The organism is Meiothermus ruber DSM 1279, assembly GCF_000024425.1.
GTDB classification, from domain to species: domain Bacteria; phylum Deinococcota; class Deinococci; order Deinococcales; family Thermaceae; genus Meiothermus; species Meiothermus ruber.
In genome coordinates, this window is record NC_013946.1 from 2,567,491 (window position 1) to 2,580,184 (window position 12,694).

Genomic DNA, 12,694 nt, shown 5'->3' on the forward strand with positions numbered 1-12,694 from the left:
AAACCATGCGCAATCTTCGAGCACGTTACACCCGCGATCGTCTAATCCTCATCGTGGTAATTATCGGCACCATCCTGGCAGCCCTGCCGCTTACGCTGGTGCTTGGTTACGCTTTGGTCAACGGCTTCTCTTCACTTAACTGGGACTTCCTTACCCAGGGCCCCAAGCCTCCGGGCGAACTGGGCGGGGGCATGGCTCCGGCCATTGTGGGCACACTCATCATCACCGGGGCTGGCTTGCTAATGGCAACCCCCTTCGGAATCGGAGCCGGTATTTTGCTGGCCGAGTACCCCGATAACAAACTAAACCCTACCCTGCGCCTGCTCTCCGACACCCTCAACGGAATGCCCGCTATCCTAAAGGGACTGCTGGCCTACGTGCTGGTTGTGAAGGCCCAGGGTTCTTTCTCAGGCTTGTCGGGGGCGCTGGCCATGGCTTTTATCATGATTCCCATCATCGCCAAGACCACCGAGAGCGTGCTCAAGCTGGTGCCCTGGAACATTCGTGAAGCCGGACTGGCCCTGGGCCTACCACGCTGGCGGGTCATCATGTCGCTGGTTTTGCCGGCGGCTAGGGCAGGGGTGGTCACTGGGCTGCTACTGGCAACGGCCAGGGCCGCCGGCGAAGCAGCGCCGCTCATCTTTACTGCCTTTGGGAACTCCTTGCTCACCTACAACCTTTTGCAGCCCATGGATGCCCTGCCGCTGCGCCTGTATGCCTATGCAATCAGCCCGTACGAAGACTGGCACCGGCAGGCTTGGGCCGCAGCGCTGGTGCTGCTGGCTTTAATTGTGCTAACCAGCCTGGTGGCCCGCTGGGTAACCCGTGGGCGTTAAGGGAGTTGATGATGAGCGAACTGAGACCTACAGCCAATTCCGCACAGAGCGAGGTCATGACCCTCGATCCCAGCCTTAAAACCCGCATTGAAGCCCGGCGCGTGACCGTAATGTACGGTCAAAAAGCAGGTGTTAAAGACGTAGATATGCCGATCTACGCCAACAAGGTAACCGCGCTGATTGGCCCCTCCGGTTGCGGGAAAACCACTTTTCTACGCGCCTTAAACCGGATGCACGACCTAACCCCCAGCGCCCGCGTAACCGGTGAGGTTTTGCTGGACGGCATTAACGTCTATGCCCCTGGGGTAGACCCGGTGGAGGTGCGGCGTAAGATCGGGATGGTTTTTCAAAAGCCCAACCCCTTTCCGACCCTCTCCATCTACGGCAACGTGGTAGCAGGCCTGCGCCTGGTGGGAATTCGCAAAAAGTCCATTTTGGACGAGGCGGTTGAGCGGGCCTTGAGTCAGGCTGCTCTATGGGATGAGGTCAAAGACCGTCTCAATGCGCCCAGCATGAGCCTTTCAGGGGGGCAGCAGCAACGTCTGTGCATTGCCAGGGCGCTTGCAGTGGAGCCCGAGGTCTTGTTGATGGACGAGCCCACCAGCGCACTGGATCCCATCTCAACCCAGTCCATAGAAGACTTGCTGAACGAGCTGAAAAACCACGTCACTATCGTTATTGTCACCCATAACATGCAGCAAGCTGGCCGGGTATCGGACTTCACTGGCTACTTCCTGAACGGCGAGATGGTGGAATTTGGCCCCACCAGCCTTTTGTTCACCACCCCCAAAGACAAGCGCACCGAGGCCTATATTACAGGGCGCTTCGGTTAGGCCAGGTCGAGCTTCAGGCCGTTGTACTTTTTCTGGGCGGCCTCGAGGCCCTCGGTCGCCCAGAGCTTTGCCGCTTCGGCAGCGGTAGAAATCACCTTGTCCATAATCGGCACCACCTCGGGATGAAACCCCGAGAGCACCCAGCCCGCCCCCGCCTCGGGCGAAGGGGGCTTGCCGATACCAATGCGCAAGCGGTGGAAATCCCGTGTACCCAGGTGGGCGGTAATGGATTCCAGGCCGTAGTTGCCCGCGTTGCTCCCACCGGCTTTGAAGCGCAGCCGGCCAGGGGGCAGATCCAGCTCGTCGTGAACCACCAGGATGCGCTCAGGGGGCACCCTGTAGTAGCGGGCCAGCGGGGCTACTGCCTCGCCGGTGGCGTTGTAGAAGGTGGTGGGTTTGACCAGCAAACCCGAAACCCACTCACCCGACGGCCCCTGAAGCTTTATTTCGGTTACCAGGGCATGGCCTTTGGGGCGGAAATCTGAGCCAAGCCGATCCAGCACCCAGAAGCCCACGTTGTGTTTGGTGCGGGCGTATTGCAGGCCGGGGTTTCCCTGTCCCACAATCAAAAACATATCAATGCCTGGAATTCAGCCTCTGAAACCTCAAAAACTAAAGGCCGAGAGACCCCCTTGGCTCCCGGCCCATTAGCCCACCACCGGAGGGGGCTACTTCTCTTCCTCGGTCTTGCCCTTCTTGATGACCTCAACCTCAGCCGGGGCTTCTGCAGCCTGGGCTTCCAGCTTCTCAACGTCCTCCGGTGGCACAATGGCCACGATGGTATCGCTGGGGTTCATGGCCAGGGTTACGCCCGGCGGAAGCCTGAGCTCATTGGCATGGATGCTATCACCAATGCGCAGATGACTTACGTCAACCTCGATGTGTGGGGGAATGGCCTTGGGTGAGACCTTGACCTGAACATCGTTGTTAACGAGTTGCAGCACACCCCCCTCGCGCACGCCCTGCGCGGTGCCCTCAATCTTGATTGGAATCCACATCAGCACGGGCTCATCAGAAAGAGCGTAAAAGTCGACGTGGTCAGGGCGGCGGCGGCGCTTATCGAGGTTGACCTGGCGCACCAGGGTATCTACGGTCTTTCCGTTCTCGAGCTCGAGGGTAATCACGTGGTGAATCCCCGCCGCCAAAAAGACCTTGTTGAACTCTTTAAGATCCACCACAACCTTATAGTTCTCCTGGCGGTTGTAGACCACGCCAGGCAGCTTGCCAGCGTCGCGCAAGGCCGCGGGCTTTTCGTTCCCGCGGGTTTGGGCTTTGATGCGGTATTCCATTCCCTTCCTCCGAAACTTTTCCTTTGCCAGATGCTCATTGGCGCCGGATTTTTACTGACTCACACCACCCCAGCCGTGCGGGGTTTAAAACACAAGCCTTCAAAGTCTACCATAACCATGGCCCACCCGAAAAGCCTATCCTCCCAGCATTTGCCAAAAACCACCCCATACGCCGCAGACATAATCCAGGCGCTGTCGAGGGAAGCGAGCCAGCACCTGATAAAGTCCTGGTTTACAAAAAGCTTCGTTTGAATTGGGCTTTACTTGATTGTTTGTGAGCACTGGACAAAACCCGCATTATGTTGTAGCCTTAACCTATCCGATTTGGTACAACCAAACGGGGGAAGGAACAAAACGTAAAAGAACCGAAGAACTGACCGCAACGCACCCAAGACGAGCCGACCGAAACCCCAAGCCCCTACCCAGCGCGCCCCTGTGGCGCAGACCGTAACGGACGTGAAAGATGAATACGCTCGAGAATCCCCCACCCCCCTGCCAGGCCTAACCCCCCTAGGTTCTTATGACCTGGCAACAAGTCTGCATCTCAAACCCCAAACCCCCAGCATCTGACCGTAACGTACAAGGAGAAGCAACCATGTCCACCAACCGAGTCTTTATCAGCGGTGTTCTGAACAAACACGAGCTGCGCTATACCCCCAAAGGCACCCCGGTGCTCGAGGTCACCCTCGTCGGCAAGCGGGCCGTGGGCGACAACCACCTCTTCTTCCGCGGTGATCTGAGCTTCTATGGCAAGCAGGCCGAAAACTGGGCTCAGCAACTGGTAGACGGGCAGGCTTACCAAGCCATGGGCCGCCTGGTCTACGAGGCCTGGGAGGCCAACGGGCAGAAGGCCTCGCGCTTGCGCATCGTGGGCGAGGAGCTGTTCAGGCTGGAAAAAGCCGATGTGCGTGAGGAGGAACAAGGCCCCATCCTCTATGGTGCGGAGAACCGGGTGATCCTGTCTGGCGGCCTGACCGCCGACCCCGAGATCCGCCAGACCCCACGCAAGACCCCGGTAGCCAGGGCCAGACTGGGCTTCTCGAGCTGGGACGCTTCGACCAAGCAAGCCAAGAATCACTACATCGAGCTGGAAGCCTGGCGCGAGCAGGCCGCACCGTTCGCCAGCCTTAAGAAGGGCTCAGCGGTGCTGCTAGAAGGTGCGCTCAAAACCGAGGTTTGGGAAGACAGGGAAACCAAAACCAGGCGCTACAAGCGGGTGCTGGAAGTCCAGCGCGTGACCCCGCTGGCCCGCCTTTGCCCTGCCGAGCGGGATCAAGAGGCCCCCACACAGGCTGAGCCCCGCACCAAGTCCAAGCAAAAGACCAGGGCTGCATAACGCAAGGGGATGGCGAATCCCCCACGCCTGTTTGGTGGCCTCATACGCATTTCGTCACTGTGGTAAGCCTAAACGATACTACTCCCTTCGGTCGGCTTGAATCCTTCACCTCTGACTACACAGGGCGGTGAAGGATTCAAGCAAAAATGGTATCAGGGCCCAGTTTTCAAGGGTAGTGTTGGTCGGGGTGGCCACCCCCATTTTCAAGCAGCGCAGCGTTGTGCCCAGGGCCGTCATCAGGGTGGCAGGGCTGGGTTGAACGCCATGAAGGGGCGCTCATCGAGATATCGCCTTACAGCACAGCTCACCCGCCTCGAGCGGCCCTGGGCGGGTGGCTATGCGGGTGCTGAATTTTAGGCCAGCCGCTCGTAGGCCGGCAGGGTCAGGAACTCCTTGAACTCCGGCTGCAACACCAGCTCGTCCAGGAGCTGGGCGGCCTCTTCCAGGTTCCTCAGGCCGGCCAGCTTGGCCATTTCTTCTTGCTTGAGCTGGGCGTATAGCTCCCTAGTAAAGGTGCGGCCATCGTCCAGCCGGGCCCCTTTACGCAGCCACTGCCACAGTTGCGAGCGGGAAATCTCGGCGGTGGCGGCGTCCTCCATCAGGTTGAAAATAGCCACCGCCCCGCTTCCACCCAGCCAGGCCGCCATGTACTGCAGCTCCACGCTGATGTTGTTGCGAATCCCCGCCTCGGTAATCTTGCCACCCGGCACCTCGAAGTTAATCAGATCTTCGGCCTTAATCTTGCCGTCCACATCCTCGCGCAGGCGGTCTTTCTGGTTGGGTTTATCACCCAGCACCTTATCGAAGACCGCCATGGCCACCGGCACCAGGTCGGGGTGGGCCACCCAGGTGCCGTCGAAGCCGTCGCCCGATTCCCGCTCCTTATCTTTGGTAACCTGCTCGATGGCCTTGGCGTTCACCTCGGGGTCTTTGCGGCTGGGGATGAAGGCCGACATCCCCCCAATGGCGTGGGCCCCACGCTTGTGGCAGGTGCGCACCAGCAGCTCGGTGTAGGCCCGCATGAAGGGTACAGTCATGGTGACCTGGGCCCGGTCGGGGAAGAGCACCTCGTGGGTGGCGAACTTTTTGATGCAGCTAAAGATGTAGTCCCAGCGCCCGGCGTTGAGGCCGGCGGCGTGTTCGCGCAATTCGTAGAGGATTTCCTCCATCTCGAAAGCGGCCAGGATGGTCTCGATGAGCACCGTGGCCCGGATGGTGCCCTGGGGAATGCCCATATAGCTCTGGGCAAACTTGAAGACGTCGTTCCAGAGGCGGGCCTCGAGGTGGTTCTCCAGCTTGGGCAGGTAGAAGTAGGGGCCGCTACCGCGCTTTAGTAGCTCGTGGGCGTTGTGGAAAAAATAAAGCCCGAAGTCGAAGAGGCTTCCGGACATGGGTTCGCCATCCACCAACACGTGCCGCTCATTCAGATGCCAGCCCCTAGGGCGCACCACCAACGTGGCAATTTTCTCGTTCAGCCGGTACTCCTTCTCGGGGGTGCTCAGGTGAATGGTACGGCGTACCGCATCCATCAGGTTTTGCTGACCCTGCACCACGTTTTCCCAGGTGGGTGAGAGCGCGTCCTCGCAGTCAGCCATGAAAACCTTGGCCCCGGAGTTGAGGGCATTGATCATCATTTTGCGTTCGGTGGGGCCGGTAATCTCGACCCGGCGGTCGTTGAGGTCGGGGGGGGCGGGGGCCACCTTCCAGTCCCCTTCCCGAATAAACCGGGTGTGCTCGAGGAAAGCCGGCTTCTCACCAGCCTGAATGCGCTGGGCCACCTCGGCGCGGCGCTGCAACAAACCCTTGCGCACCGCGTTGAACTCGCGCTGAAGCCCAGCCAGAAAAGCCAGGGCCTCAGGGGTCAGCACCGTATCGGAAGCGGGGAGTTTGGGGCCTATAATTTGCACGCCTTTGGGCATTTCGCTCATAGCAGTCTCCTGTAAAACCACCGGGTGCACGGCTTGCTCAAAGCCTAGCCGCAGTCGAATCATTTTGTCAATCTACGAGATTATTTTCCATTTATTGAAAAAATACCCCGGCTCCCCTATGCTGAGGCCATGAACACCAAACGCCGCCCAGGACGCAGCCGTTCCACCGAGGTGGGCGAGGTGCGGACGCTCGAGCGCGGTCTGCACCTGCTGGAAGTTCTCTCTGAGGCCGAGACCCTCTCCCTTTCAGAACTAGCCCGCAGAACCGACCTCTCACCCAGCACCGCCTACCGGCTCCTAGAGACCCTGCGCCGCCGGGGTTTTGCCGACTGGGATGAGTCCAAGGGCCTATGGAAGGTGGGGCTGCGGGCTTATCAGGTGGGTTCGGCCTTCCTGACGCGGGGTGGACTGATTGATGCTGCCATGCCCGAGATGGAAAAGTTGGTGGACGAGCTGAACGAAACCGTCAATCTGGCTGTGCTAGACGGCAACGAGGTTATCTATATCGCGCAGGTCGAGGGGCGACAGCTCATTCGCATGTTCACCCGCATCGGCGCCAGAGCCCCCATCTACTGCACCGGGGTGGGCAAAGCTCTACTCATGGAACACAGTGAGCCGGAGATCCGCCGGATTGTGGGCACGGGGCCCTTCAAACCCTACACCGCCAAGACCATCACCACCCTGGAAGGCTTCTTGCAAACCCTCCAGGAAGCCCGCCAACAACGTTATGTGCTGGATGACGAAGAGCGCGAAGACGGGGTGCGTTGCATCGCGGCCCCCATCCACGACAACCGGGGCAAGGTGGTCGCCTCCATGTCGCTTTCGGCCCCCACCACCCGCGTTCCCAACGAACGCCTACCCGAGCTCGGCGCGCGGGTGCGCCAGGCCGCCGATGCCGTCTCAGCCCGGCTGGGCTGGTCGGGTTAATTCCGCCAGCTAGCCGATGCGGGCCTCTATATACTCCCGCTCCCCGGCCGCAATCTGCCGGGCCAGCTCGAGGTCCTTGGGGTACTCCTTACCCCGGTTAATCAGGTAGGTCTCGTAGCGTCCAATCTCGAAGTACTCCACCACCCGCCTGAGGGCTTTGCCGAGATCGAATTCCTTACAGGAAAAAATGTCCACGCTAATAAAACGCTCGCTGGGGAAGGTGTGGATGGCAATGTGGCTCTCGGCGATGATCACCACCCCCGTAATCCCCTCCGCATGACCGGGAAGCGCCGGGTAGCGCTGTACCACCGGCGGCAACACCTTGGTCATCTCCATCTCTTCAGGAAGCTGATCCAGAACCTGCCGAACAAGTTCAAAATCAGCCAGTTTTTCAGGGTTTGCATGGTAGCCGTCAATCATTAGGTGCGGGCCAAAACCAAACAGTTCCAACCTCGTATCCTCCATAAGCTTGCGGCTTTCAAACACACCGCAGCGCTTTGTCAGACGGCCACCCAAGGGGCGTCTTAACAGCCCACAATTATGGGCTCGAGGGCCCAGAATGTCAATCCAGCGCCCCAAAGCCCGCCCTGGTGCTATCCAGCAAAGGGTGCTAGCGGCATAACTTGGAATGAGTGTTATTAATTACACCAGTGCAGCTCCACGACCAATGTGGCCTACCGAGGTTTCCATACCTGCTCATAAACCGTTATAGTTTAGTAGAAATGAGTACGAAACCTGTTACAGGTATAGAATCTCGGAAAACGGATCGGCAGGACGCCTGGTGGATCGAGCCCCTCTTCACGGTGTTGAGCCTGGGCTTGTTTGGCCTCTACGCCTTTTGGGTCGCTTTAAACCGGCAACACTATGAGTATGGGCCTTACCTATCACCGTTCTACTCCATACCCATCCCTGGCGTGCACGCCAAAGACCTGGACTGGCTGGCCATTTCACCAGCCTTCTTAGTGCTCTGGATTCCGCTGGGCTTCCGCGCGACCTGCTACTACTACCGCAAAGCCTACTACCGGGCTTTCTTCTGGGATCCCCCGGCCTGCGCCGTGCCGGAGCTGCGCAAAGCCTATACCGGCGAGCGGGCTTTCCCCTTTGTGCTAAACAACCTGCACCGCTACTTCTGGTATCTCTCGGTGCCGGTGGTGGCCTTCCTCTGGTACGACGCCATCAAGGCCTTTTTCTTCGAGGATGGCTTTGGGATTGGCGTCGGGAGCCTGATCATGCTGGGCAACGTGATTCTGCTCTCGTACTACACCTTCTCCTGCCACGCCTGGCGGCACCTGGCGGGCGGCTGCCTCAACTGCATGTCCAAACACAAGACCCGCTACACCCTGTGGCAGCGCATCAGCCGCATCAACGAGAGCCACGGCTTCTGGGGCGTGGTTAGCATGCTCTCGGTGTGGTTCACCGACGTCTACATCCGCCTGTGCTCCATGGGCACCATCACCGACATTCGCCTGTTCTAAAGGGAGCCAAGTATGGAATCCTATACAATCCACGATTATGACGTACTGGTAATTGGCGCCGGCGGCGCCGGTCTGCGGGCTGCCATCGCAGCCATCGAGCAAGGGGCCAAGGTAGGGGTGGTTACCAAGAGCCTGCTGGGCAAGGCCCACACTGTGATGGCCGAAGGGGGCATGGCCGCTGCCATGGGCAACGTGCGCCCCGAAGACAACTGGAAAGTGCATTTCCGCGACACCCTCAAGGGTGGGGGCATGCTCAACAACTGGAAGATGGTGGAGAACTACACCAAAGAAGCCCCCGACCGGGTACGTGAGCTCGAGCAGTGGGGCGCCGTCTTCGACCGTACCCCCGATGGCCGGATTAACCAGCGCAACTTCGGGGGGCACTCCTACCCCCGGCTGGCCCACGTCGGCGACCGCACCGGCCTCGAGCTCATCCGCACCCTACAGGATCACGCGGTAAAAATGGGCATCCACGCCCACATGGAAACCACCATCTACCGCCTCCTGACCGATGCCGGTCGGGTGGTGGGGGCCCTGGGCTTTAACCGCCAGACCGGGGACTTCCTGGTCTTCCGGGCCAAGGCGGTGGTGCTGGCTACGGGCGGGCTGGGCCGCATCTACCAGGTCACCTCCAACTCCTGGGAGTGCACCGGCGACGGCTTCTCGCTGGCCAGCATGGTGGGCGCCGACCTGATCGATATGGAGTTCATCCAGTTCCACCCCACCGGAATGGTCTGGCCGCCCAGCGTGATGGGCATCCTGGTCACCGAAGGCGTGCGGGGTGAGGGAGGTGTTCTCAAGAACAGCGAGGGCCGGCGCTTCATGTTCGACAACGTGCCCGAGCGCTACAAAGGCGAGTTTGCCGAAACCGAGGAGGAGGCCGAGCGCTGGCTCCAGGGTGACCGCAACGCCCGCCGCCCGCCGGAGCTGCTGACCCGCGACGTGGTGGCCAGGGCCATCCGCAAAGAGGTCAACGAAGGCCGGGGCAGTCCCCACGGCGGCGTTTTCCTGGATATCGCCAGCCGCCGCCCCGCCGACTACATCAAAAAGAAACTGCCCAGCATGTACCACCAGTTCATGAAGCTGGGCAACCTGGACATCACCAAAGAACCCATGGAGGTGGGCCCCACCTGCCACTACGTGATGGGCGGGGTGCGGGTCGACCCGGACACCCAGGCCACCAACGTACCGGGGCTGTACGCCGCAGGCGAGGTGGCGGGCGGTCTCCACGGGGCCAACCGCCTGGGGGGCAACTCCCTGTCCGACCTGGTGGTGTTTGGGCGGCGGGCCGGCCTGGCTGCCGCCGAGTACGCCGCCAAACAGACCGGCTCCTACCAGGTGGATGAGGCCCAGGTGCGGGCCTACATCGCCGAGGCCCTGCAACCCTTCAACAACCCCCAGGGCGAAAACCCCTTTGCCCTCATGAAAGAGCTTCGCGCCACCATGCAGAAAAACGCTGGCATCATGCGCGAAGAAAGCGAACTCAAAGCCCAGCTCGAGATTCTAGCCAACCTCAAAAAGCGGGCCTGGAACACCTCGGTCTCAGGCAGCCGGGCCTACAACCCCGGCTGGCACACGGCTTTGGATATGCGCCTGATGGTGGAGATTTCCGAGGCCGTGGTGCTGGCCGCCCTGGCCCGCAAGGAAAGCCGGGGGGGCCACGCGCGCCTCGACTACCCCGACCCCGACCCCACCTTTGCTAAAATCAACCACATCATCCGGCGCAAAAGCGATGGAACCCTTACAGTGGTGGCCGAGCCGCTACCCGAGATGCCCGAGGAGCTGCGCAAGATAGCCGAGGCCAAAGACCTCAAAGAGCTCAGTGACAAGGTAGGTGCCTGAGATGTCGACCGTCACCTTCAGAATTTTCCGGGGGGATCGCAACGGTGGTGAGTTGAAAGACTACACCATCGAGGTGCAAGAAGGCATGGTGGTGCTGGACGCCATCCACCAGATCCAGGCCGAGCAGGCCCCTGACCTGGCCTGCCGCTGGAACTGCAAGGCCGGCAAGTGCGGCTCCTGCGGGGCCGAGGTCAACGGCAAGCCCACCCTAATGTGCATGACCCGGCTGGACACCATCGACACCAGCAAGCCGGTCACGGTGCGGCCCATGAAAACCTTCCCGGTGATCCGTGACCTGGCCACCGATGTGAAGTGGAACTACGAAGCCAACAAAAAAATCAAGCCCTTCACCCCAGCGCCCAACACCGACTGGATTATGTTCCAGGAGGACGTGGATCGGGTGCAGGAATTCAGGAAGTGCATCGAGTGCTTCCTGTGCCAGAACGTTTGCCACGTGCTGCGCGAGCACGACGAAAAAACCGGCTTTATTGGGCCGCGCTTGCTGGTACGCACCGCCAGCCTCGAGATGCACCCCCTGGACGTGGAAAACCGCCTGGATATGCTCAAAAACGAAGGCGGCATCGGCTACTGCAACATCACCAAGTGCTGCACCGAGGTCTGCCCCGAGCACATCCACATCACCGACAACGCCATCATCCCGCTTAAAGAACGGGTGGTGGACGAGTATTACGACCCAATCCTGGGCTTCTTCCGGCGGTTGTTCGGTAGCAAAAAGCAGGCACAGACCCCTTCCTCCGGCCAGGCAGCCGACGACTAAATTCATACCAGGTCACACCAAAACACCAGCCGCCAGCGGCTGGTGTTTCTGGTATCCAGCCGATGAACCCTTCCAGGCCGGCCGCCCGCTCCCCTCACAAATCCTGTCCTGGTAGACTTACGCCGTGCAAATGCTTCGTGGGTCTGCGCTCAAAAACTCACTCGGCCATCGCCCCACCCTGGTGCTCGGCCTGGCGGTGCTGCTGGCCCTGGTTCGGCTGGCGGTGGCGCTCGAGCTGCTCCCCCCCGGGGCCTATGGGATGGGAGCCATCCTGCTCTTTGGGGTGACCCTCGAGGCCATGCTTAGAAGCTTCCGACCGGCCCTGCTACCAGGCCTGGGGCTCCTGCTGGCGGGGCTCGGACTGGGGTACAGCACCGCCCCCGCTGTGCTGCTAGCCCTGCTTGGGGTGGGCGCTCTTTACTGGGCCTGGGCGCCCCGGATGAGCGAGCGCGAACAGGCCAGCTTCTGGGGCTGGGTGCTGGTCTGGCCTGCAGTGGGGCTGCTCTTGGTCTGGCAGATCATCCCCAGCCTGTACGCCCTGTGGCTTTCGTTTTTGGATCGGTTTAACTTCATCGGCCAGAGCAGGTTCGCGGGGCTCCTTAACTACGAAATCCTGCTCACACGCGATCCTCTGTTCTGGAAAGCGATGGGCAACACTTTCTGGTTTGTGATTTTTACAGTTCCCCTGGGGATTCTGCTGGCGACGCTGGTGGCCATTTTACTCAACGAAAGGGTGCGCCTGCTGGGCTTCTTCCGCACGCTCTACTTCCTGCCCTACATTACGGCGCTCACCGCTGCCGCTGCGGTATGGGACTGGATCTATCACCCCGAGTTTGGCTTTCTCAACTGGGTGCTGGGCACGCCGGGCCTGGACTGGCTCTCTACCCCGCAGGGCATCTTTGCCCTGGCCTTGGCGCCCCTGGGCCTCGAGCTCAAGGGCTTCTGGGCCGGGCCCAGCGTGGCTTTTGTGGCGATTATGGTGATGAGCCTGTGGCACCTGCTGGGCTATCAGGTGGTGGTCATTCTGGCCGGGCTGCAAAACATCCCCAAAGAGTACTACGAGGCAGCCCAGCTCGATGGCGCAAGCTGGTGGCAGCAGCAGCGCTATATCACCTGGCCCCTGCTCTCCCCTACCACCTTCTTCCTCTCGACGCTGGGGCTGATCGGTGGCTTTCAGGTCTTCACCCAGGTGCTGATCATGACCCCCACCGGCGGGGTCTTGCAAGACACCCTGACCATCACCCTATACCTGTACAACAAGGGCTTCCGCGACTCGGATTTCTCCTATGCCAGCGCCATCGCGGTGGTGGTGTTCGCCGTTATTTTGGTGCTCACGCTGGTGCAGCAGCGGGTGCTCGAGCGCAAGGTGACCTATGAAGCTTAGAACTGGTTCTGCAGCAGATCTTATGCCCCCAGGTGGGCTGGTAGCCCGAAGGCCTGGGTTTGTGCG

12 protein-coding genes are annotated in these 12,694 nt (G+C 60.4%); 8 read left to right on the forward strand and 4 right to left on the reverse strand.

All coding sequences use genetic code 11. From position 1 onward, the window contains the following. Positions 1-5 precede the first annotated feature (5 nt). Both pstA and pstB read left to right on the forward strand, forming a co-directional pair. Positions 6-836, forward strand: coding sequence for a phosphate ABC transporter permease PstA (gene pstA, locus MRUB_RS12685; RefSeq protein ID WP_013014769.1), 831 nt, complete (start codon positions 6-8; stop codon positions 834-836). Between the two features lie 56 nt (positions 837-892). Further along, positions 893-1,669 carry a phosphate ABC transporter ATP-binding protein PstB gene (gene pstB, locus MRUB_RS12690; RefSeq protein ID WP_015586728.1) on the forward strand — a complete coding sequence of 259 codons (777 nt, stop codon included), beginning with the start codon at positions 893-895 and terminating at the stop codon, positions 1,667-1,669. Here pstB and pth read toward each other — a convergent pair. Both pth and MRUB_RS12700 read right to left on the reverse strand, forming a co-directional pair. Beyond that, positions 1,666-2,244, reverse strand: a complete 579-nt coding sequence (gene pth, locus MRUB_RS12695; protein ID WP_013014771.1) for an aminoacyl-tRNA hydrolase — start codon at positions 2,242-2,244, stop codon at positions 1,666-1,668. The two genes, pstB and pth, sit on opposite strands and share 4 nt — an antisense overlap. 93 nt (positions 2,245-2,337) lie before the next feature. Continuing rightward, a complete protein-coding gene (locus MRUB_RS12700; protein WP_013014772.1) occupies positions 2,338-2,958 on the reverse strand; it encodes a 50S ribosomal protein L25 in 621 nt (206 codons plus the stop codon). A 595-nt stretch (positions 2,959-3,553) separates the two neighbouring features. On the opposite strand from MRUB_RS12700, the gene ssb reads away from it, so the two are divergent. After that, positions 3,554-4,294, forward strand: coding sequence for a single-stranded DNA-binding protein (ssb, locus tag MRUB_RS12705; protein ID WP_013014773.1), 741 nt, complete (start codon positions 3,554-3,556; stop codon positions 4,292-4,294). A gap of 353 nt (positions 4,295-4,647) precedes the next feature. On the opposite strand, the gene aceB is transcribed toward ssb, so the two are convergent. Then, positions 4,648-6,222: a malate synthase A gene (gene aceB, locus MRUB_RS12710; RefSeq protein ID WP_013014775.1), complete on the reverse strand. Its 1,575-nt coding sequence runs from the start codon at positions 6,220-6,222 to the stop codon at positions 4,648-4,650. Between the two features lie 129 nt (positions 6,223-6,351). Between aceB and MRUB_RS12715 the strand changes: the two genes are divergently transcribed. Then, positions 6,352-7,149 (forward strand): IclR family transcriptional regulator, encoded by a 798-nt coding sequence (locus MRUB_RS12715; protein WP_013014776.1) that lies wholly within the window; start codon positions 6,352-6,354, stop codon positions 7,147-7,149. A 9-nt stretch (positions 7,150-7,158) separates the two neighbouring features. On the opposite strand, the gene speD is transcribed toward MRUB_RS12715, so the two are convergent. Next, positions 7,159-7,599 carry an adenosylmethionine decarboxylase gene (speD, locus tag MRUB_RS12720; RefSeq protein WP_024050517.1) on the reverse strand — a complete coding sequence of 147 codons (441 nt, stop codon included), beginning with the start codon at positions 7,597-7,599 and terminating at the stop codon, positions 7,159-7,161. Between the two features lie 272 nt (positions 7,600-7,871). On the opposite strand from speD, the gene MRUB_RS12725 reads away from it, so the two are divergent. The 4 genes from MRUB_RS12725 (at position 7,872) to MRUB_RS12740 (ending at position 12,628) form a co-directional block, all read left to right on the forward strand. Next, entirely contained in the window at positions 7,872-8,624 is a 753-nt protein-coding gene (locus MRUB_RS12725; RefSeq protein WP_013014778.1) for a hypothetical protein, read from the forward strand. A gap of 12 nt (positions 8,625-8,636) precedes the next feature. Beyond that, positions 8,637-10,466, forward strand: coding sequence for a fumarate reductase/succinate dehydrogenase flavoprotein subunit (locus MRUB_RS12730; protein ID WP_013014779.1), 1,830 nt, complete (start codon positions 8,637-8,639; stop codon positions 10,464-10,466). Position 10,467: 1 nt separating this feature from the next. Further along, positions 10,468-11,244 carry a succinate dehydrogenase/fumarate reductase iron-sulfur subunit gene (locus MRUB_RS12735; RefSeq protein ID WP_013014780.1) on the forward strand — a complete coding sequence of 259 codons (777 nt, stop codon included), beginning with the start codon at positions 10,468-10,470 and terminating at the stop codon, positions 11,242-11,244. A gap of 130 nt (positions 11,245-11,374) precedes the next feature. Continuing rightward, positions 11,375-12,628, forward strand: coding sequence for a carbohydrate ABC transporter permease (locus MRUB_RS12740; RefSeq protein ID WP_013014781.1), 1,254 nt, complete (start codon positions 11,375-11,377; stop codon positions 12,626-12,628). Positions 12,629-12,694: the final 66 nt, after the last annotated feature.